Genomic DNA, 20,276 nt, shown 5'->3' with positions numbered 1-20,276 from the left:
GGGAACCCGGCGTGACCGTGACGGTGGTGGTACGCAACCGGGTGTCGATACCGGTGCCGGTCGACTCTCTGGGTGCCTGGCGGGCCGTGTGTCAGGCTCTCGGGCACCGGCTTTTCTGGGATGAGGCGGGCGGTACTTTGCACGTCGATTCCCACCTGGACGGATGGACCGTGGTGCTTGACCCTGCCCACGGAGGTGTGGACCGGACGGGCCGTGGCCCTACCGGCTACGTCGAGGCGGATTTCGTGCTGGACGTGGCCCTGCGGGCGGCATCGGAGTTTTCCCGGGTGGGGGCCCGGGTGGCGCTCACCCGCGAGCAGGACCGCACCGTACCCCTCCCGGACCGGGTGCGCCTGGCCCGGGCAGGCCGGGCCTGCCTGTTCATTTCCCTCCACACCAGCCCGGCGGCTGAGAGGAGTCAGGTGGAGGTGGTGTATCACGTCGCCGGCTGGCCCCACGCGTGTCACCTGGCGGGTCACCTGGCCCGATGGCTGGGCCGGCAGACCCAGTTGCCGGGCCACGTGCGGTGGTGCCTGCTGCCCGGGGCAGAGGAAGGGTACGGGGCAGTGCTCTGGCGGGCGGGCGCCCTGCCTCTGCTCGGGCAGCGGGTCAGGCTGGCTGTCCTCGCTTATCTGGGGAGCCACGGCGATGCCGTGGGAGAAAGCAGGCTGGCCGATCCCGGTTTCCGGCAGGCATGTGCCCAGGGCCTGCTCCTGGGTGTCCTCGATTTCCTCATGGAGTATCCCCTGAGGGAAAGGGAGGGATTTCGTTTGCTGGTGTCTGCCCGCCGATTCCTTGATGGTCACCCCACGGGCGCCGGCCTCCCGGATCGCGCCGGTCCGGTGGATGGCCTGGATGTACCAGGGATCCCCGTGTCCCCGTTTTTCGCTGGTCTGTCCTCCCAGAGTTCCGCCCGGGAAGGGGTAACCCCGGCCTCGCCAGAGGCTGAGCATGGAGGGGAACTCACCGCCCCGCCACCAGCAGTGCTTCCCGCGGGCGGGGCCGCCGTGCGGGTGCCTTCGGGTACCGTGTCGGCGCCGGGGGTTCCTCCCCGGCCCGGACCGCCTCCGTTGCCGCGCGTGGTAGGGGGTAGCGTGGTGGTACCGGGTGCGCCCGAAGGTCTGGTTTCCCCCGCCCGCTTCACGGCCAGTGTGCGGGTCCCCGCGTTCCCGCCTTCTTCCGTACCTGCTCATCCTTCGTCCCAGGCCGGCACCGGGCGGGGGCCTACCGCACCGCTCGGCCAGGTCACGGTTCGGCCGCCGTTTGGCTGACACCGGCGGGCTTACGGCCGTGAGCCGGAAAGCAACGCTTGAGCCCGAGCTGGCCTCCCGATGTTGGCACGTGACTATAACAACAGGGCCACAGTGGCCAAGAGGGTGAAAAGCCTGGTGTAGCCGAGCGACAGGGGGATCCGCGGTGTCGCTGGGAGCCGACCGGTTGACAGGAGGACCAGCCTGGGCGAGTATATAGGGGAAATCTGGCGGGCTGCATTAGCCGCTGAGGAGGACTGCAGATGCGTGCGAGCCGTCGTTCCTCGATCGAACCCCGCGTACCCCTGCGTCTCTTGACCTGGGGGGCCGTGCTGATCGCCCTCAGCATAGTGCTGACCAGAGTGGCCAGCGTACGCATTGCCGTGGGCGGCGTGGAGGCCATCCGCATAGGCTTCGGGGCCCTCCCTATCCTTATGGCGGGAATATGGGGCGGTCCCCTGTTCGGTTTCCTGGTGGGAGCTCTGGCGGACGTGCTCGGTTACGGCATCAACCCCATGGGTCCTTACGTCCCCCTCATTACGCTCGGTTCCGGTATCCTGGGCCTGGTGCCCGGCCTGGTGTTGAAGATCTTCCCGGGAAGGGAAATGGGATTGGCCCGCATAGCGGCGGCTGTGGGTGCAGCCCAGGTTCTGGTGGGTATGGTGCTGACGCCCTGGTTCCTGCACCTCAGTTTCCTGATTCCGTACTCGGTACTCATTCCGCCCCGGCTGGTGTCCAAGCCGCTGGAGATAGTGGTATTCACGGTCATCATTCACCTGGTCACTGTACCGCTGGCCCGCCGGGGGACGCTGCCTGCTGCCGCGGGCAGGTGAGCCGTGCAGTATCCTGCCTACACCCGCTTCGCCCTAATTTATGACCGGGTGATGCAGGGTGTGGATTACGAAATGTGGGCCTCCTATGTGGAGGAACTCCTGCGTGCCCACGGCCTGGAGGCCAGGACAGTGGTCGACCTCTGCTGCGGCACGGGGGGTTCCACCCTCCCGTTCGCCCGACGGGGGTACCGGGTGATAGGGGTCGACCGCTCCCCCCACATGTTAGAGGTGGCCAGGAAGAAGGCCGCCGCCCTGGGTCTGGACATCCCGTTCCTGGAGCAAGACGCCACTGCTCTGGATCTCGATCAGGTGGCTCGGGGTGGGGAGGTGCCCGTGGCCCCGGAGGGATTTGACCTCATCATCAGCCTTTTCGACAGCCTCAACTACGTCCTCTCTCCGGACGATCTGGAGGAGGTATTCCGTCGGGTGGCCAGGGCGCTGCGCCCCGGGGGAGCGTTCATCTTCGACATGAACAGTCCGGAGAAGCTGGCCGCCATGAACAACACGGTCAGCCTGCTGGAGGGGGATGGTTACGTCCTGTTCTGGCGCAACCGCTTTCTCCTTCCCGAGCGGATATGGCAGGTGACCCTGGATGGCTTTCTGCGCCAGGGGGAGGGGTGGGAGAGATTTCGCGAAGTGCACGAGGAAAAGGCGCACTCCCTCTCCGAGGTGCAGGAACGGCTGTGCGCGACCGGCCTGCAGGTATTGGGCCTGTATCACGCGTATACCCTATCACCGGTGCGCCCCGGCACCGATCGGGTTTTCTACGTGGTGCGCCGCCCCCCCGATCACGCGGCCTGACCCAGGCGGGGTAGGACCCGGCCGGGGATGTGAAGCTTGGGGGAACGGTAGACAAAACATACACACAATCGGCACCAGACCAGGGCAGAGAGTGTGCTTGTGGCTGTTCCGGTTCTGTCTATCGCGGGCGGCACCCAGGCCCGCAACAGGCCTTACGGCCCGCCCGGCGACGGTTTTTCCCCGGCACGAGGTGCGATCCCCCGGCATAAGCCGCCGGGAGAGATGTTTGCCTCGTGCCACAGGCGGCGTTTCGGCGATTGGGTGGAAGGAAGGGACGGTGGGAAGATGGGAGTCGGACGGTTCGCCAGTGAAGAAATGGGGCCCGGTGTGCGGCTGCACCACTTCCCCGCACCCAAGTTCAAGGACCTCTCCCTCAGTCTGGGATGGCGGGTCAACCTCGAGAAAGATACGGTGACCAGCGTGGCGCTGGTGCCGTCTGTCCTGCGCCGGGGTACCCGGTCCTTTCCCACCGCCCGGGACCTGGCCCGCCGCTGTGAGGAACTTTACGGTTGCCGGCTCTCGGCCCGGGTGTACCGGCTGGGCGAGCAGCAGGTGTGGTGGGTGAGCCTGGATTTTCCCCATCCCCGCTTCGTGGGCGGTTCCGGGTACCTGGAGGGCGTCCTGGCCTTGCTGGCGGAGCTTCTGTGGGAGCCGGTGACAGAGGGAGGGGTGTTCCGCTCCGATTACGTGGCGGAAGAGCGGGAGGTCCTGCGGCGGGCCCTGCGGGCGCGCTTCAACAACAAGGCGTCCTGGGCCAACCTGCGCTGTGTGGAGGAGATGTGCGCCGGGGAAAGATATGCCCTGCACCCGCTGGGGCGGGAGGAGGACCTGGACGGGATCGAAGCGGCCGCTCTGTACAATACTTATCGGGATGTGCTGGCGGGCGGGCAACTGGACGTGGTCGCGGTCGGGGACTGGGGCGCAGCGGCAGGCGATCTGCGGGATTTGCTGAGGAGGTTGCTGCCCGAACCACATGGCCGCGAACGCTCCCCGCGACCCCTGGCGCCAGTGGAGGTGAAGCCCGCCCGGCCGCAGGTACGGGAGGTGGTCGAGCACCAGGCGGTGAGCCAGGCCCGTCTGGTGGTGGGTCTGCGCACTACGGTGACCATGGCCCACGACCTCTTTGCCGCTCTCCTGTTCCTGGACGGGCTCCTCGGGCGTTACGCCCACTCCCGGTTGTTCGTGAACGTCCGGGAAAGGGCCGGCCTGGCCTATTACGCCAACACCATCCTCGACCCCGTGAAGGGGATCGTCCTCATGGTGGCGGGTGTAGATCCGGGGGCGTTTCAGAAAACCCGCGATACTTGCCTTGAACAGCTTCGTGCCCTCCAGCGGGGGGAGATCTCCGATCAGGAGTGGGAGGCCACCCACCGTTCCCTGCGGGCTGAGGTCGCCACCTGGAGCGACGACCCCGGGGGGCTGGCCTGGGGAATGATGGAGGCTCTCACCGTGGGACGCGAGTTCACTCCCGGCGAATTGGTCGCCGCGGTTGACCGGGTGACCCGTGAGCAGGTGGTGGAGGTGGCCCGGGGATTGCAGCCGGATACCGTTTACTTTTTGACCCGAGAGGAGGCCGCGGCGTGAGGACCCTGGCGGATCTGGGGGAAAGGATTGTCTACCACCGCTGGGAAGACGACCTCAGCGTGTACATATTGCCGCGCCCGGGGTTCGTGCGCAAATACGCGAGCCTGACCGCCGGTTTCGGGTCGGTGGACCTGCACTTCGTGTCTGCCGAGGGGCGGAAGTACACCGTCCCCGCGGGCGTGGCTCATTTCCTGGAGCACAAGATGTTCGAGGATCCCGACTCTCCGGTCCTCGACCGCTTTGCCCGCCTGGGCGCTTCGGCCAACGCTTACACTTCGTACGAGGTAACCAGCTACCTGTTCTCCTGTGCTGACGCGTTCTGGGAGGCACTTGACCTCCTGCTGGGGTTTGTGCAGGAGGCTCGCTTCACCCCGGCGGGAGTGGAAAAGGAGAAGCCCATCATAGAACAGGAAATCCGCATGGGCCTGGACAGCCCCCACCGCACTGTCATGCACAACCTCAGGCGTCTTCTCTACCGGCGGCATCCGGTGCGGGAGGACGTGGCGGGGTCCCTGGAGTCGATCCGGGAGATTACCTTCGAGCACCTGGATTTGTGCTACCGCAATTTCTATCACCCCTCAAATCTGGTCCTCTACGTGGCCGGTGACCTGGACCCGGGGCAGGTCCTCGATCACGTGGACCGTCACGTGGGGGGACGCCGGCCGGGTCCCGCCCCCGGGTTCCGCAGGGTGGGAGTCCCCGATCACGGTGAGCTGGAAGAAAGGAATGCGGAACAGCGTATGGCGGTGGCCGTTCCCCTGCTGGCACTGGGATTTCGGGACCCCGCTTTCCCCGGGGGTGGCGACCTGAGGCGGCGGGTGGCGGGGGAGATGGCGCTCGAGATCGTGCTGGGGAGGGGATCGGATCTCTTCCACCAGTTGTACCAGGAGGGACTGATCGACGATTCCTTCGCCGCCAGCTACGCATGCGGGCGCGACTGGGCTTTTACCGTATTTATGGGGCGCACCCCCGATCCCGGGCGGCTGGGCGACCGCCTGCGGGAAGGCATATTCTCAGCCCGGCGCAACTGGAGCGACCGCGATCTGGAGCGGTGCCGGCGCGCTGCCCTGGGGCAGTTTGTGTCATTCTTTGACTCCCTGGACGCCCCTGCTTACCTGGTGCCGGACCTGCACTTTTACGGGTTGTCCCTGGAAGATTACTACCGGACATTGCAGCAGGTGGAGGCAGGCGACGTTGCCCTGTACCTGGAGCAGGCCCTGCAGCCCGAACTGGGTGCCCTGTCGACCGTGTTGCCCCGTTGAAGGCAGGGATTGCGCGGCGGGGTACCGAAAGCGTTTACGGCTCCAAAACGTGAGGGGGGCGTGGAAGCGGCGTGGACACTGTGGTGCTCACCGGGTCTACCCTGACAGTGCTCGAAGTGGAGGGTGTGGCCCGGCGAGGCTGGAAGGTCAAGGTGGGCGAGGAAGCGGCCCGCCGGGTGAAGGCGGCGCGGGAGGAGGTGGAACGCCTCCTGGTTGAGGGAGAGGTGGTCTACGGGGTTACTACCGGGTTCGGGCGGTTAGCCGATGTGGTGGTTTCCCCCTCACAGGCCGCTGCCCTGCAGCGCAACCTCATCCGCAGCCATGCGGCTGGGGTGGGCGATCCCCTCCCCGAGGACGTGGTGCGGGCTGCCATGACCTTGCGGGTGAACGCTTTGCTCAAGGGCTACTCGGGCATCCGCCTCGAGGTACTGGAAACCCTGGTGCAGATGATTAACCGGCGCGTGCACCCCGTGGTGCCGGAAAAGGGATCGGTGGGTGCCAGCGGCGACCTGGCTCCCCTGGCCCACGTGGCCCTGGTGCTCATTGGAGAGGGTGAGGCGTTTTACCACGGGGAGAGGTTGCCGGGAGGGGAAGCGCTGCGTCGGGCCGGCATAGAGCCGGTGGCACTGGGGGCCAAGGAAGGACTGGCCCTCATCAACGGGACCCAGGTGATGAGTGCCCTGGGCTGCCTGCTGGTGAGTGAGGCACGCCGGCTCGCGGGTGTGGCGGACGTTGCCGCTGCTCTCAGCCTGGAGGCACTGCGAGGTCAGATCGCCCCGTTCCACCCCCTGGTGCAGGTGGCGCGTCCCCACCCGGGCCAGGAGGAGGTGGCCCGCAACCTGCGCAGGCTCACCGAGGGCAGCAGGCTGGTCACGGCCCCGGGGGAAGCCCGGGTGCACGACGCCTATTCCCTGCGCTGCATCCCCCAGGTGCACGGGGCCTGCCGGGACGCCCTGGCCCACCTGGCAGAAGTGCTGGAACGCGAGATCAATTCCGCCACCGATAATCCCCTGGTGTTTCCCGACGAACGCCTGGTGATCTCGGGCGGTAATTTCCACGGTCAGCCGGTGGCGATGGCCCTGGACTACGCCGCCATCGCCCTGTCAACCTTCGGGACCATTTCCGAGCGCCGGCTCGAGCGGCTGCTCAACCCCGGCCAGAGTGGCCTTCCCGCCTTCCTCACCAAATCGGGAGGGCTGTGTTCGGGCCTCATGCTGGTGCAGTACACTGCAGCCGCCCTGGTTTCCGAGAACAAGACCTTGGCTCACCCCGCCAGCGTGGACTCCATCCCCACCTCGGCCGGGCAGGAAGACCACGTCTCCATGGGTCCCTGGGCGGCCCGCAAAGCCCGGCGGGTGCTGGACAACGTGGAATGGATCCTGGCGGCAGAGTTGCTGGCGGCTGCCCAGGCCGTGGAGTTTCTGGGACCGCAGGGGCTGGGGGCCGGTACAGCCCCCGTCTGGCAGCACATCCGCCGGTATGTCCCTCCGCTCGACGAAGACCGTCCCCCTGCGCCGGACCTGTCTCGGCTGAAGGAACTGGTTTCCGCAGGCGAGATCCTGCGAGTGGCCGAGGAGGCAGTAGGGCCGCTGGCGTGACGGCTGGCCGGCCCGGCGGGTTCTGCTCCGGTACTTGCCCCCGCAGGCTGCTGGCGTGTTGTCGGAATTGGCCTGCGTGGTGCACACTGCGGTGCGCGCCGGCACTTCTCTTCTATGGAGACTCGCCCGGGCATACGTCTAGGGCGAGAGGTGACCGGCATGACGGGCAGGAGGCCGCGGGGGTCAGGATGCACGGTGGCGGTCATGCTCCTGGCGCTGGTGGCGGGTGTGCTGGCCGCCGGCGGTCCGGAGCGGGCCGGTCGCTACGAGCACGGGGTGATCTGGCGGGCGCCATGGGGGAAGGAAGCGGGCCAGGTTGGGCGGGCGGAGGGCAAGGATGGTCAGTGGTACGGGCCCCGTTCGTTTGCACTTCACCCGGACGGTCGCATCCTCTTGCTCGATACGTTCAACCAGCGCGTCCTGGTGCTGGGCCATAACGGAGAACTGGCGGCTACCATTCCGCTCGATGGGATGGGCTACGATGACGTGGCCGTGTCGCCCGGGGGCACCGTGTACCTGGCCGACAACGTAAAGGGCGAACTGGTGTGGCTGGATGCAGGCGGAAGCGTGGCGGGGCGGGAGGCCATGCGGCCGGAAGGAGTAGATGTCTACCTGATAGAAGAACTGGCCGTTGGGGAGAAGTCCGTCTTCGTGCAGGAGGCCGGGTGGACCACCACCGGTTTCTTCAGGCGGGTAAGCTTCCTGAAGGGCCGGGGTGAGGCCCGCCGGACCCTGGCGTCCGTACTGGTGAGCGTCTCGGGGGTACGGGAGGACACGGAAGGTGTGATCTCGGAAGCGGTGCGGGGGACGGTGGTGGCGCCCGACGGCTGCCTTTACCTTGACCTGCACTCCCCGGACGGCTTCGTGCGCCGGGTGCAGGTGCTGTCGCCCCGGCTCGAGCCCTGGGGCCAGGTAGAGTTGCGTACGGGGACGTTTATCGGAGAGGGATCCCTGGTGGGGGTGGACGGCAAGGGTTACCTGTACTACCTCCTCTACGGGGGCGAGCCTGCGGGCCTGCACCGGTTTGACCGCAAGGGTCAACTGGTGCAGGTGCTCGACATTCCCACCACGGGTCACGCGCGCCTGAAGAGGTTTGTCAGGGTAAGCCCGCGCGGCGACGTCTACTTCCTGTGCGCCCGTGAAGAAGGTCTCAGCCTGGAGGCCTACCGGTTGCGTCAGGTGTTGCGTTGGCGCTGGCGTCGCTAGTCCTGGCGCTGGCCTCAGAGCGCGCCGGCGACACCGCACCCAGCGGGCAGGCGCAGGCAGCATCGTCGGGCAGGCTGGGGGGGCCGCCCGCCTGGCCCCCCGCTATGGGAAGGGGGATTTTAGGTGGACAGGCTCATCGAGTGCGTGCCCAACTTCAGCGAGGGGCGCCGTCCGGAAGTGGTGGCAGAGATCGTGCAGGCCATGCGGGGCCAGGGAGTGACGGTGCTGGACGTGCACTCCGATGCCGCCCACAACCGCAGCGTGGTCACGGTGGCGGGCGTTCCCGAGCAGGTGCTGGAGGCGGCATTCTCTGCCTGCCGGTCGGCGGCCCGCCTCATCGACATGGAGCAGCATCGGGGCGAGCATCCCCGCATCGGCGCCACGGATGTCATCCCCCTGGTCCCCCTGCGGGGGACAAGCCTGGAGGAGTGCGTTGTCTGGGCGCGGGAGCTGGGGAAACGGATAGGCGAGGAACTGGGTATCCCCGTCTACCTTTACGGGGCCGCCGCTACCCGTCCCGACCGGGTGCGCCTGGCGGACGTCCGCCGGGGAGAGTACGAAGGTCTGAAGGAAGCCATCTCTCTGCCGGAGCGGCACCCCGATTTCGGGCCTGCCCGCCTGCATCCCCGGGCCGGAGCCGTGGCGGTGGGAGCGCGGCCCTTCCTGATCGCGTTCAACGTCAACCTGGATTCAACCGACCTGGGGGTGGCCCGATCCATCGCCCGGGCCGTGCGGGAGTCGGGCGGGGGACTTCCGGCCGTGCAGGCCCTGGGCCTGCGCCGGGACGACGGCGGTGTACAGGTTTCCATGAACCTCCTTGATTACCGGCGCACCTCCCTTCCCGCCGTCTACCTCCGGGTGGAGGAGGAAGCCCGACGTCACGGTACGAGGGTGGCCGGCTCGGAACTGGTGGGACTGGCACCGGCGGAAGCCCTGCTGGATGTGGTGCGCCACTTCCTGTGTGCCCCCGACCTCAAGGTGGATCAGATGCTGGAGGTGCGTCTGTGGAATGCCGCGCGAGAAAGCTGACCTGCTGGTGGTGGGGGCGGCCCAGGTAGTTACGGTTGCTCTTCCCCCGGGAGTACCTGCCGGACCCCGCCGGGGGGAGGCCATGAGGCAGGTGGGAGCCATCCCCGGGGGGGCGGTGGCGGCTTACCGGGGTCGTATAGTGGGCGTGGGGGAAGAGGGGGAGCTGAGGCGCCGGGTCGAGCTGGAGCCGGGGGCGACCGTGGTGGATGCCGCGGGGGGCACGGTTTTGCCCGGGCTGGTGGATCCCCACACCCACGCCTTGTTTGCCGGCTGGAGGGCCGATGAGTTTCGCCTGCGCCTGCGCGGGGTGGCGTACCTGGAGATCCTGGAGGCTGGGGGTGGGATACTCTCCACGGTGCGGGCCACCCGGGCTGCCCCGGCCGACGAGCTGGCCCGGCTCCTGGAGGAACGGCTGCGCGCCATGCTCCTCTGCGGGGTGACGACTGCGGAGGTGAAGAGCGGCTACGGTCTCTCCTGGCCCGACGAACATAAACTCCTTGCCGTGATAGCCCGCGTGGCGCAAACTCAGCCGATTGAGATAGTTCCCACTTTCCTGGGCGCCCACGCCGTGCCGCCGGAATACAGAGGAAATGCCGATGGGTACGTAGAACATATCGTCCGTGTCATGCTGCCGGAAGTAGCCCGGCAGGGCCTCGCGCGTTTCGTGGACGTGTTCTGCGACCAGGGCGTGTTCAGCCTGGAGCAGACACGCCGCATCCTCACCACCGCCCGGGAACTGGGGCTGGGCGTGCGGTTGCACGCCGACGAACTGGCCCCCCTGGGGGGTGCTGAGTTGGCGGCGGAACTGGGGGCTGCTTCGGCGGATCACCTGCTCCGTTCCCGCCCGGAGGGCTGGAAGCGGATGGCGGAGGCAGGGGTGGTGGCCGTCCTCCTGCCCGGCACAGCCTTATTCCTGGGCAAGCCCTACGCGCCGGCCCGGGACATGATCCAGGCGGGGGTACCGGTCGCCCTGGCCACGGATTTCAACCCCGGCACCTGTCCCATCGCCTCCCTTCCCCTCGTGATGGGGCTGGCGTGCGTGGGCATGGGGCTGGAGCCCGAGGAGGTTGTGGTGGCCGTCACCGCCAACGCCGCCTGGGCACTGGGCCGGGGCGAGGACCTGGGATCTCTGGAGGAGGGGAAGCAGGCGGACCTGGTGGTGTTCGGTGTGCCCGGGTACGAGCACATCCCCTACCGGATGGGGGGTGCCCCCGTGACCTGGGTGATCAAGAAGGGCAAGGTAGTGGTGAGGGAAGGCCAGGTGCTGGCCCTGCAGAGGGGGTGACCCCATGGAAGGTCATACGCCGGAGCCGCGCAGAGGCGAGGCGACACCGGCCGAACCACCAGGGCCCGCTGCGGAGGCGATGCCTGCCGAGCAGCCGGAGTCCCGGGCGGCCGAGCGTGGCGGGCAGCGGCGGGTGGGATGGCGGGACTGGGCTCTGCTGTTCCTGATATTCCTGGTGGGGATGATTTCGGCCCGGGCGTGCCGGGGCGGGTGACTGGAGGGTCGGGTTTGGAAAATTTGCGTGACCTGGCGGTGTGCGAGTTTCTGGAGCGGCTCGGTTCGGATGCTCCTGCCCCTGGGGGCGGGGCGGTGGCTGCACTGGCAGGGGCTCAGGCCGCGGCTCTGGTGGCCATGGTCGCACGCATCACCGTGGCCAGGAAGGGGCAGGAAGCTGCCGATTTGCGTGACACCCTGGACAGGGCGGGAATGCTGTCCCGGGAGCTGGCGACCCTGGTGGATCGCGACACGGAAGCTTTTCTGGAGGTGATGTCTGCCTACCGTCTGCCGAAGACTGATGCCGGGCGGTCGGGAGCGATCCAGTCGGCCCTCCGGCAGGCAGCCGTGATACCTCTCGAGGTGGCGCGCCGGTCGGTGGAGGTGATGGACCTGGCCCGCATGGCGGTGGAACGGGGTATCAGCAGTGCCCGCACGGACGCTGCCGTAGCCCTGCTGATGGCCCGTGCTGCCTTGGAGGGGGCTGCCCTCAACGTTCTGGTGAACCTGGCCGCTTTGAAGGATCGGGAATTCGTGCGGGAGACGGCATGGGAGGTGACGGAGCTCAGAGCAAGGGCAGGGGAGAGTGCCAAGCTTGTCGATGCGGTGTTTTCCGGGTTACAGGACGGACTACCGGGGGTCTAAGGGGGGACTCAGGTGAAGAGCGACATCGAAATTGCCCAGGAAGCCAAGATGAAGCCCATCGTGGAAATCGCGCGGGAGATGGGCCTGGAAGAGGACGAAATCGAGCTGTACGGTAAGTACAAGTGCAAGGTTTCCCTGGACGTGCTCAAGAGACTGGAAGGCAGGCCGAACGGCAAGTACGTCACCGTAACCGCCATCACTCCCACTCCCTTGGGCGAGGGCAAGACGGTCACCACCATCGGCCTGGGCCAGGCTCTGAACCGAATCGGTTACCGGACTATCAACTGCATCCGGCAGCCGTCTCTGGGCCCGGTGTTCGGCATTAAGGGAGGGGCCGCAGGCGGGGGGTATTCCCAGTGCGTGCCCATGGAGGACTTCAACCTCCATTTCACCGGCGACACGCACGCCGTGGCCCTGGCCCACAACCTGCTGGCGGCGTTCATCGACGCCCACATCCTGCACGGCAACAAGTTGAACATAGACCCATTTTCCATCACCTGGCCGCGGGTGGTGGACGTGTCCGACCGGGCCTTGCGCAAAATCATCATCGGCCTGGGTGGCAAGGAGAACGGATACCCGCGGGAGACGGGGTTCGATATCGCGGTGGCGTCCGAGGTGATGGCCATCCTGGCCCTGACCACCGGGCTCAAGGACCTGCGCCAGCGCCTGGCCCGCATCGTGGTAGGTTACACCCCCGAGGGTAAGCCGGTGACGGCGGAAGACTTAAAGTGCGCGGGTGCCATGACCGTCCTGCTCAGGGACGCCATCAAGCCCAACCTCATCCAGACCCTGGAGAACACCCCCGTGTTCGTGCACGCTGGGCCGTTCGCGAACATCGCCCACGGTAACAACTCCATCCTGGCCGACCAGATCGCGCTCAAGCTGGCGGACTATGTGGTCACGGAGTCCGGGTTCGGTGCCGACATCGGCGCGGAGAAGATGTTCAACATCAAGTGCCGGTACAGCGGCCTCAAGCTCAACGCGGCCGTGGTCGTGTGTACGGTGCGGGCCCTGAAAATGCACGGCGGTGCCTTCAAGGTGCGGCCCGGGCGACCGATGGATCCCGAGGTCATCGCCAAAGAGAACATGCCCGCCCTCGAGAAAGGCTGCGAGAACCTGGAGAAGCAGATCGAGAACGTGCTCATGCACGGGATCCCGGCCGTGGTGGCCATCAACCGCATGACGACCGACCGGGACGAGGAGATCGAGCTGATCAGGCAGAAGGCCCTGGCGGCCGGTGCCTCCGGCGCCGTGGTGAGCGAGGTGTGGGCCAAGGGCGGTGCCGGCGGCGAAGACCTGGCCCGCGCGGTGGTGAAGGCCTGCGAGCAGCCCAGCAACTTCCACCACCTGTACCCCCTGGACATCCCCATCAAGGAGAAGATCGAGATCATCGCCACCCGGGTGTACGGGGCCGACGGGGTGGACTATCTCCCGAAGGCAGAGCAGCAGATCAAGCTGTACACCAGCCTGGGGTACGACAAGCTCCCCATCTGCATGGCCAAGACCCACCTTTCCCTCAGCGCCGATCCCAACCTCAAGGGGCGTCCGCGCGGATTCCGCGTCACCGTCCGCGAAGTGCGGGCCTCGGTGGGTGCGGGCTTCCTCTATCCGTTGCTGGGCGAGATGAGCACCATGCCGGGTCTCCCCAGCGAGCCCGCCGGCCAGAAGGTGGACATCGACGAAGAGGGCCGGGTGGTCGGCCTGTTCTAGCCCCAAGACCCGTAACCGCGAATTAAGGGTGTTGCTACCCAGGGAGCCCGGGGTCTTCCCCCGGGCTCCTTAATTGGCGGTGCAACGTGGGGCGAGGGTGGGGCGTCTCATGCGTGGGAGCGGCGGAAAGGGGGATGCGGATGTACAGGAAGCTGGTGGCCGCCGTGGCAGTGCTTGCCGTCTTGCTGGGGGCGGGGTTGGCGCTGCGCGGGTCCGAGGTCCAGGCAGTGGACGAGGCCCGTGTGGATCGCTTGATCCAGGTGAACGGTACCGGGGAGGTGCAGGTGAAGCCCGACATGGCCAGCCTGCAGGTGGCCGTGGAGACCACGGGCAACACGGCTCGGGCGGCCCAGGAGCAGAACGCCCGGGCCATGCAAGAGGTGATTTCAACCCTGAAGACACTGGGGATCGCGGAGAAGGATATACAGACCACGCAGCTTTCCCTGTATCCGATTTACGAATCCACCAAGCCCGAACGGCCGCAGGAGGAACCGCAGCCGCCCCGCGTGATCGGGTTCCGGGCGGAAAACGGTGTACAGGTGACGGTACGCAAGCTGGACGACCTGGGCAAGGCGGTGGATGCGGTGGTGGCGTCGGGTGCCAACCGCATCCAGGGGATTTCGTTCGGCCTGAGTGACCCCAGGCCCTGGCAGGACAGGGCCCTGGAAGAGGCCGTTGCGGATGCCCGCCGGCAAGCGGAACTGGCGGCGAAGGCAGCCGGAGTGCAAATCAAAGGCGTACGGAACATCAGCGTGCACAGGGGTGGCATCCCCATCATCCGCGGGCCCATGCTCATGAAGGCTGAGGCAGGATACGGTGCAGCCCCGCCCGTGATGCCGGGTGAGCTGACCATCCAGGTGAGCGTGAGCATGACCTTCGAGTTCTGATTCTGGTCATTGGTCAAAGGGGCACGTGCCCGCAATCAGCATCGCCCGGGTGAGGCGGCGGGAACCCCGCCGCCTCAAGCTTTTCAGGCTGGTGAGGCCATGGGCAGGGAGCGGTGCGCCCGCGTGGAATAACTACAAGCAGCACGGGAGGTGGTGACGGTGGAGATCCAGTGGTTGGGGCATGCTTGCTTCCTGCTCACCAGCCCGGGTGGGACGCGGGTGGTGACAGATCCGTTCAACGAGCAGGTGGGCTACAAGGTGAAGCAGGTGGCGGCCGACCTGGTGACGGTGAGCCACGAGCATTTCGACCACAACCACGTCCAGGTCGCGAGCGGTTCGCCGCAGGTGGTCAGGGCCCTTGCCCCGGGCGGCGATTGGGCCAATCCCAGTGCCCGGGTGGGGGATGTGATGGTCAGCATGGTTCCCACCTTCCACGATGGCGAGAAGGGGGCCAAACGGGGCAAGAACGGTTGCTTCGTACTCGACATGGGCGGGCTGCGGGTGGTCCATCTGGGCGACCTGGGACACCCCGTGTCCCCGGAGCAATCCGGCGCCTTCGGATCGGTGGACGTCCTGCTCACGCCGGTGGGAGGGTTCTACACCATAGGGCCGGCGGAAGCCGACCGGGTGATCGATCTGCTCAAACCACGGATCGTCATCCCCATGCACTTCAAGACGGCGGCCAACCCCGACTGGCCCATTGCGGGTGTGGATGAGTTTCTGCGCGGCAAAGAAGGGGTCAGGCGGCCCGGTGGCTCCGTGGCGCGGGTGGAAAAAGGTCAGCTTCCCGTCAAAACTGAGTACTGGGTGCTCGAGCCGGCCTGGTTATGAGCCGCTGGGAGCGGGAGAGAGATCCTGATCTGGAACTGGCCAGGAAGCAGGTGGAAGACGGCATCGCCTCTGTGGCCCTGGCCTGCGAGGGTCGCTTGCTGGGCCGGGCGCGCGGCAATGGCCTCTTGCCTCTGGTGGAACTCCTGGACCGGCTGGGATGGAGCCCCGAGCGGGGTAGTTCGGCCTGGCCGGCTCCCCCCGCCCTGGCCGACCGGGTGGTGGGCAAGGCGGCTGCCCTGCTCGCCGTCCGGGCGGGAGTGCGGGCGGTGTGGGGGCAGGTGGTGAGCCAGCCCGCCCGGGACGTCCTGGCGGAGCAGTGCGTGCACGTGCAGGGTGAGGAAACGGTGCCCTTTGTGTGCGGACGCCAGCCCGGGGAGATATGCCCCATGGAGCGGCTGGTGGCCCTGGTGAGGGATCCCGGGGAAGGCAGCGAGATCCTGTGGAGTGCCCTGGGGAAGTCCCCTCGCCCGGACTGGCTGGAGGAGATCGTCGCCCGCCTTTCGCCCCGCGCCACAGGGGGGCGGGTGGTGGGCCGGTTGCTCCTGGGCTACGAGGAATGCTCCTCCACCAACGACGTGCTGGCCGATCTGGCCCGGCGGGGGTACCCGGAAGGCACGGTGGTGATGGCTTGCCGTCAGACGGCGGGTCGCGGGCGCCTGGGACGCCGCTGGGAGTCCCCGCCCGGCGGAATCTGGATGTCCGTACTGCTCCGGCCCGAGAACGACCTGCTGTATGCGGGAGGGGTCCTGGTGGCAACTGCGTCGGTGGCCGCGTGCCGGGCCCTGTCCGAGGTGGTGGGACTGGAGGCCGGGATCAAGTGGCCCAACGACATTTACTGGGAAGGGCGCAAGCTGGGTGGGGTGCTGGCCGAGGTCGGGCCTGGCCACGTGGTGCTGGGGATCGGGTTAAATGCTGCCTTCCCCGTAGCGGTGTTGCCGGCCGCTGAGCGCGAGCGCGCCACCACCATCCTGGAGGCGGCGGGGCGGGCTCCCCTGCCGGAACTGGCCGCCTCCCTGGTGGACCATCTGGACCGGCTGTACGGCGGGCTGCGGAAAGAAGGCCCGGTGCCCCTGTTGCAGCTCTGGCGCCAGCGTGCTACCGTCTTGGGGAAAGAAGTGCTCATTGCCGGTAAGGAAACCTGGGCGGGGGTGGCGGAGGACATCGACGAGCAGGGCGCACTCCTGGTGAGAAGGGCCGGAGGTGAACTGGTGCGGGTAGTGGCCGGGGACGTTTCCCTGCGCAGTTCCGGAGGTCGGGGGGAAAGTGGGGATGTACGGTAACATCACGGATGTGGCGGGGGTGAAGGTGGGCAACGCCTCCGACCCGGAGGGCCTCACCGGTTGCACTGTGGTGCTGGTGGAAGAGGGGGCGGTGGCAGGTGCCGACGTGCGGGGATCGGCGCCCGGCACCCGGGAGACCGACCTGTTGCGACCGGTGAACCTGGTGGAAAGGGTGCATGCCGTAGTGCTGGCGGGAGGATCCGCCTTCGGCCTGGACGCGGCCTGCGGGGTCATGGAGTGGCTGGAGGAGCGGGGAGTGGGGTTCGACACCGGCGTGGCCCGGGTGCCCATCGTCCCCGCGGCCGTGCTGTTCGACCTGGATCTGGGAAATCCCCGCGCCCGTCCGGACCGGCACATGGGCATCCTGGCCTGCCAGCAGGCGGCAGCGGGTTCCTTTCCAGAAGGGAACGTGGGAGCGGGGACCGGGTGCACGGTGGGGAAGGTGTTTGGGACCCGCTGGGCGACCAGGGGCGGGCTCGGCAGCTGCAGCATCCGCCTGGGGGATGGGCTGACCGTGGGTGCCCTGGTGGCCGTGAACTCCTTCGGTGACGTGCTGGACTGGCGGACCGGGCGCCTGCTGGCGGGGGCGCGCAACCCCATGACGGGCGAGTTGCTGGATACCGCCCGCCACCTGCGCGAGGCCGTCACCGGCGACATCTCCGCTTGGCCGGTTCCTCCGCGGAGCGGTGGGCCCGCCGCATGGTCAGGGGGCAGCGGGGGGAGGGCTGACGGGTCAGCCGAGCCCCGGGTGGTGGGGGCGGGGTGTAACACCACGCTCGCGGTGGTGGCCACCGATGCCCACCTCACCAAGGAGGAAGTCAACAAGCTGGCCCAGATGGCGCAGGATGGCCTGGCGCGGGCCATTTCCCCCGCCCACACCATGTTCGATGGTGATGTGGTGTTCGCCCTGGCCACGGGGAAGCGGCAGGCTAACGTCACTCTGGTGGGGGCGCTGGCCGCGGAAGCGGTTGCGGAGGCCATCCGGCGGGCGGTGCTGGCCGCCACCGGGGCCGGGGGCATTCCGGCATGCCGCGATCTGACTGGGAATTGAGGTGCATCCATGCTCCTGGCCGTAGATGTGGGAAACACAAATATCGTCTGGGGAGTATACCGGGGCCGGGAACTGGCCTTTCACTGGCGCACCACCACCGGGCGCCAGGCCACCGCCGACGAGTTCGGGATGCTGCTTCACCAGCTGTGCAGCTTTCACGGCCTGGGGCTGGTGGCGCTGCGAGCGTGTGCCATTGCATCGGTAGTACCGCCCTTGACGCCTGCCCTGGAGGAGATGGCCCGCCGCTACCTGGGTGTGGAAGCCCTGGTGGTAGGCCCGGGCGTCAAGACCGGGATGGATATCCGGTACGAGAATCCCCGCGAGGTGGGTGCGGACCGCATCGTGAACGCGGTGGCTGCCTTCGAGCTTTACGGGGGGCCCTGCATCGTGGTGGACATGGGTACCGCCACCACGTTCGACGTGGTGTCCGCCCGGGGGGAGTATCTGGGGGGCGCCATCGCCCCCGGTATCGGCATATCTACCGAGGCCCTCTTCGAGCGGGCTGCCCGGCTGCCCCGCATCGAACTGGTGAAGCCCAGGAGTGCCATCGGCAAGAACACGGTGGCCAGCATGCAGGCGGGGATTGTGCTGGGGTTTGCCGGCATGATCGACCACCTGGTGACGCGCATCAAGAAGGAGCTGGGTGGGGAAGCACGGGTGATCGCCACCGGGGGCCTGGCTGAGCTGGTGGTGCAGGAAGCCCGCACCGTGGAGGTGGTGAACCCGCTCCTGACCCTGGAAGGCCTGCGACTGGTATACGAGAGAAACCATCCCGGAGAGGACGAAACATAGAGAGGACGAAGCTTAGTTGGTGCTGCGGTACGAAGCCGTGCTGTTCGACCTGGATGGCACCCTAATCGACACCCGAGACCTCATCCTGGCCTCATTCCGGTACGCCCTGCACGAGGTGCTGGGCCGGGACTTTCCGGATGAGGTGCTGCTTGCCGGGCAGGGGACCCCGCTCATGGATCAGATGCGGCGGTTCGATCCCGAGCGGGCGGAAGAACTGGTGCGCCTTTACACCGAGTTCAACCTCAGGGAGCACGATGCCCTGGCGAGGGAGTTTCCCGGCATCCGGGAACTCCTGGGCGATCTGCACGGGGCAGGAGCCCGCCTGGCCGTGGTCACTTCTAAGAGGAGGCGGGGAGCCGAGATGGGGTTGCGCCGTTTCGGCATCGCTCCTTACCTGACCACGGCCGTGTTCCTGGAAGATACCCGGGAGCACAAGCCCTCGCCCGAACCGGTGCGGGAGGCTTTGCGGCGTCTGGGATGTCCGCCGGGGCGGGCGGTCATGGTGGGCGATAGCCCCTACGACATGCAGAGTGCCCGGGGTGCTGGGGTGGAGGCGGTGGGAGTGGCATGGGGTTCCCATCCCCCTGAGCGTCTGCGCGAAGCGGGGGCAACGATGGTAGCACGCGACGTGCAAGAACTACGCAGCTATCTCTGGAAGAGGGTGGAGTGAGAATTGGACGGACTGCTGGCGGGGCTGACGGGCATCACACCGGGACATCTGATCATGTTCGGCATCGGTGGCGTCCTCATCTGGCTCGCCATCCGCAAGGAGTACGAGCCGGCACTGCTCTTACCCATCGGGTTCGGGGCCATCCTGGCCAACATCCCCTTCTCAGCGGCGGTGCTGCCGGGAGGGGTGCTCGAACTCCTGCACAGGGCAGGCATCGCCACCGAGTTGTTCCCGGTGCTCATCTTCGTGGCCGTGGGAGCCATGATGGATTTCTCGCCTCTTCTGCAGAACCCTATCCTCATGGTGTTCGGGGCTGCTGCTCAGTTCGGTGTGTTTTTCACCATGCTGCTGGCGGCCACGGCAGGATTCGGCCTCAAGGAGGCGGCTGCCATCGGCGTGATCGGGGCAGCCGACGGTCCCACCTCGATTTATGTGGCCTCCCGGTTTGCCCCCCACCTGCTGGGACCCATCTCGGTGGCCGCCTATTCGTACATGTCGCTGGTCCCCATCATCCAGCCGCCGGTTATCCGGTTTCTGACCTCGAGGGCAGACCGGCGCATCCGGATGGCTTACCGGCGTCAGGATGTGTCCCGCGCGGCCCTCATCCTGTTCCCCATCGCGGTCACGGTGATCGCGGGGTTGGTGGCGCCCATCAGCGTTCCCCTCATCGGCATGCTCATGTTCGGAAACCTGATCCGGGAGTGCGGGGTGCTGGACCGGTTGTCTCGGGCCGCCCAGGAAGAGCTGGCCCACCTGGTCACCCTGCTCCTGGGGATCACCATCGGGTCCACCATGCGGGCGGAGACGTTCCTCACCCCCGCCACCCTGCTCATCCTGCTCATGGGCCTGGCCGCCTTCGTCATGGATACGGCCGCCGGGGTGGTGTTTGCCAAGCTGCTCAACCTGTTCCTGCGGGAAAAGATTAACCCCATGGTGGGGGCGGCGGGGATATCTGCCTTTCCCATGTCGGCGCGCGTTATCGCCCGTATGGCCCTGAACGAGGATCCTCAGAATTACATCCTGATGCATGCTGCCGGGGCCAACGTGGCCGGGCAGATCGGATCCATCATGGCGGGCGGGCTCATCCTCGCCCTGGTGAGGTGAGGCCGATGGCCTGGATCGACTGGGGAACGGTCGTGGCCAGCCTGCGGGTCATGGGGCTGGGGATGGCCAGCATCATGCTTGCCGCCCTGGCCTTCTGGGGGGCCATCGTGGTCCTGCGCCGGGCATTTCCCCCTGCGCCGCAAGCGCCGGAGACGGAGCACCAGCCTCAATCGGGTCATCAGGCCTGACCGCACGACCCTGCCCCTCAGGCGGAGCACAAAGCACCCCCCGACTCGGCTCGCCCA

The 20,276-nt window shown here is 67.2% G+C and carries 20 protein-coding genes; all 20 read left to right on the top strand.

Going from position 1 to position 20,276, the window contains the following annotated elements; all coding sequences use genetic code 11:
- Nucleotides 1-11 precede the first annotated feature (11 nt).
- On the top strand, nt 12-1,271 hold the full coding sequence (locus AB1446_01030; protein MEW6545487.1) for an N-acetylmuramoyl-L-alanine amidase: 1,260 nt from the start codon (nt 12-14) through the stop codon (nt 1,269-1,271).
- A 242-nt stretch (nt 1,272-1,513) separates the two neighbouring features.
- The gene (locus AB1446_01025) at nt 1,514-2,083 is read left to right on the top strand and encodes a folate family ECF transporter S component (protein MEW6545486.1); all 570 of its coding nucleotides are present in this window, start codon (nt 1,514-1,516) and stop codon (nt 2,081-2,083) included.
- Between the two features lie 3 nt (nt 2,084-2,086).
- Nucleotides 2,087-2,884 carry a class I SAM-dependent methyltransferase gene (locus AB1446_01020; GenBank protein MEW6545485.1) on the top strand — a complete coding sequence of 266 codons (798 nt, stop codon included), beginning with the start codon at nt 2,087-2,089 and terminating at the stop codon, nt 2,882-2,884.
- A gap of 285 nt (nt 2,885-3,169) precedes the next feature.
- Nucleotides 3,170-4,468, top strand: a complete 1,299-nt coding sequence (locus tag AB1446_01015; protein ID MEW6545484.1) for an insulinase family protein — start codon at nt 3,170-3,172, stop codon at nt 4,466-4,468.
- Entirely contained in the window at nt 4,465-5,730 is a 1,266-nt protein-coding gene (locus tag AB1446_01010) for a pitrilysin family protein (GenBank protein ID MEW6545483.1), read from the top strand. Before AB1446_01015 ends, AB1446_01010 begins: the two co-directional genes overlap by 4 nt.
- A 71-nt stretch (nt 5,731-5,801) precedes the next feature.
- Nucleotides 5,802-7,328 carry a histidine ammonia-lyase gene (gene hutH, locus AB1446_01005; GenBank protein MEW6545482.1) on the top strand — a complete coding sequence of 509 codons (1,527 nt, stop codon included), beginning with the start codon at nt 5,802-5,804 and terminating at the stop codon, nt 7,326-7,328.
- A gap of 159 nt (nt 7,329-7,487) precedes the next feature.
- Nucleotides 7,488-8,534 (top strand): hypothetical protein, encoded by a 1,047-nt coding sequence (locus AB1446_01000; protein MEW6545481.1) that lies wholly within the window; start codon nt 7,488-7,490, stop codon nt 8,532-8,534.
- Between the two features lie 123 nt (nt 8,535-8,657).
- On the top strand, nt 8,658-9,563 hold the full coding sequence (ftcD, locus tag AB1446_00995) for a glutamate formimidoyltransferase (protein MEW6545480.1): 906 nt from the start codon (nt 8,658-8,660) through the stop codon (nt 9,561-9,563).
- Nucleotides 9,544-10,848 carry an imidazolonepropionase gene (gene hutI / locus AB1446_00990; GenBank protein ID MEW6545479.1) on the top strand — a complete coding sequence of 435 codons (1,305 nt, stop codon included), beginning with the start codon at nt 9,544-9,546 and terminating at the stop codon, nt 10,846-10,848. Before ftcD ends, hutI begins: the two co-directional genes overlap by 20 nt.
- A gap of 79 nt (nt 10,849-10,927) precedes the next feature.
- The gene (locus tag AB1446_00985) at nt 10,928-11,062 is read left to right on the top strand and encodes a hypothetical protein (GenBank protein MEW6545478.1); all 135 of its coding nucleotides are present in this window, start codon (nt 10,928-10,930) and stop codon (nt 11,060-11,062) included.
- A 14-nt stretch (nt 11,063-11,076) separates the two neighbouring features.
- Nucleotides 11,077-11,706: a cyclodeaminase/cyclohydrolase family protein gene (locus tag AB1446_00980; protein MEW6545477.1), complete on the top strand. Its 630-nt coding sequence runs from the start codon at nt 11,077-11,079 to the stop codon at nt 11,704-11,706.
- Between the two features lie 12 nt (nt 11,707-11,718).
- Nucleotides 11,719-13,416, top strand: a complete 1,698-nt coding sequence (locus AB1446_00975; GenBank protein MEW6545476.1) for a formate--tetrahydrofolate ligase — start codon at nt 11,719-11,721, stop codon at nt 13,414-13,416.
- Nucleotides 13,417-13,556: 140 nt separating this feature from the next.
- Nucleotides 13,557-14,303 carry an SIMPL domain-containing protein gene (locus tag AB1446_00970; GenBank protein MEW6545475.1) on the top strand — a complete coding sequence of 249 codons (747 nt, stop codon included), beginning with the start codon at nt 13,557-13,559 and terminating at the stop codon, nt 14,301-14,303.
- A 153-nt stretch (nt 14,304-14,456) separates the two neighbouring features.
- Nucleotides 14,457-15,134 carry an MBL fold metallo-hydrolase gene (locus AB1446_00965; GenBank protein MEW6545474.1) on the top strand — a complete coding sequence of 226 codons (678 nt, stop codon included), beginning with the start codon at nt 14,457-14,459 and terminating at the stop codon, nt 15,132-15,134.
- Nucleotides 15,131-16,414, top strand: a complete 1,284-nt coding sequence (locus AB1446_00960; protein ID MEW6545473.1) for a biotin--[acetyl-CoA-carboxylase] ligase — start codon at nt 15,131-15,133, stop codon at nt 16,412-16,414. The genes AB1446_00965 and AB1446_00960 overlap by 4 nt, the downstream gene beginning before the upstream one ends.
- A complete protein-coding gene (locus tag AB1446_00955; protein MEW6545472.1) occupies nt 16,404-17,465 on the top strand; it encodes a P1 family peptidase in 1,062 nt (353 codons plus the stop codon). Before AB1446_00960 ends, AB1446_00955 begins: the two co-directional genes overlap by 11 nt.
- Nucleotides 17,466-17,474: 9 nt before the next feature.
- Nucleotides 17,475-18,257 carry a type III pantothenate kinase gene (locus tag AB1446_00950; protein MEW6545471.1) on the top strand — a complete coding sequence of 261 codons (783 nt, stop codon included), beginning with the start codon at nt 17,475-17,477 and terminating at the stop codon, nt 18,255-18,257.
- Between the two features lie 19 nt (nt 18,258-18,276).
- Complete coding sequence (locus tag AB1446_00945) at nt 18,277-18,927, top strand: HAD-IA family hydrolase (protein ID MEW6545470.1); 651 nt, start codon at nt 18,277-18,279, stop codon at nt 18,925-18,927.
- Between the two features lie 3 nt (nt 18,928-18,930).
- Nucleotides 18,931-20,031: a sodium ion-translocating decarboxylase subunit beta gene (locus AB1446_00940; protein ID MEW6545469.1), complete on the top strand. Its 1,101-nt coding sequence runs from the start codon at nt 18,931-18,933 to the stop codon at nt 20,029-20,031.
- Between the two features lie 5 nt (nt 20,032-20,036).
- Nucleotides 20,037-20,219 (top strand): hypothetical protein, encoded by a 183-nt coding sequence (locus tag AB1446_00935; GenBank protein ID MEW6545468.1) that lies wholly within the window; start codon nt 20,037-20,039, stop codon nt 20,217-20,219.
- Nucleotides 20,220-20,276: the final 57 nt, after the last annotated feature.

This window comes from Bacillota bacterium (genome assembly GCA_040757085.1).
In the GTDB taxonomy this organism is placed as follows: Bacteria; Bacillota; Sulfobacillia; order JACIYH01; family JACIYH01; genus JACIYH01.
This window is presented reverse-complemented; position numbering and strand designations above follow the sequence as displayed.

What these genes read in the sequence shown, in the direction of transcription:
- AB1446_01025 (MEW6545486.1), top strand. Translation starts at nt 1,514, where the DNA reads ATGCGTGCGAGCCGTCGTTCCTCGATCGAACCCCGCGTACCCCTGCGT.
- AB1446_01015 (MEW6545484.1), top strand. Translation starts at nt 3,170, where the DNA reads ATGGGAGTCGGACGGTTCGCCAGTGAAGAAATGGGGCCCGGTGTGCGG.
- AB1446_01000 (MEW6545481.1), top strand. Translation starts at nt 7,488, where the DNA reads ATGACGGGCAGGAGGCCGCGGGGGTCAGGATGCACGGTGGCGGTCATG.
- hutI (MEW6545479.1), top strand. Translation starts at nt 9,544, where the DNA reads ATGCCGCGCGAGAAAGCTGACCTGCTGGTGGTGGGGGCGGCCCAGGTA.
- AB1446_00985 (MEW6545478.1), top strand. Translation starts at nt 10,928, where the DNA reads ATGCCTGCCGAGCAGCCGGAGTCCCGGGCGGCCGAGCGTGGCGGGCAG.
- AB1446_00970 (MEW6545475.1), top strand. Translation starts at nt 13,557, where the DNA reads ATGTACAGGAAGCTGGTGGCCGCCGTGGCAGTGCTTGCCGTCTTGCTG.
- AB1446_00960 (MEW6545473.1), top strand. Translation starts at nt 15,131, where the DNA reads ATGAGCCGCTGGGAGCGGGAGAGAGATCCTGATCTGGAACTGGCCAGG.
- AB1446_00955 (MEW6545472.1), top strand. Translation starts at nt 16,404, where the DNA reads ATGTACGGTAACATCACGGATGTGGCGGGGGTGAAGGTGGGCAACGCC.
- AB1446_00950 (MEW6545471.1), top strand. Translation starts at nt 17,475, where the DNA reads ATGCTCCTGGCCGTAGATGTGGGAAACACAAATATCGTCTGGGGAGTA.
- AB1446_00935 (MEW6545468.1), top strand. Translation starts at nt 20,037, where the DNA reads ATGGCCTGGATCGACTGGGGAACGGTCGTGGCCAGCCTGCGGGTCATG.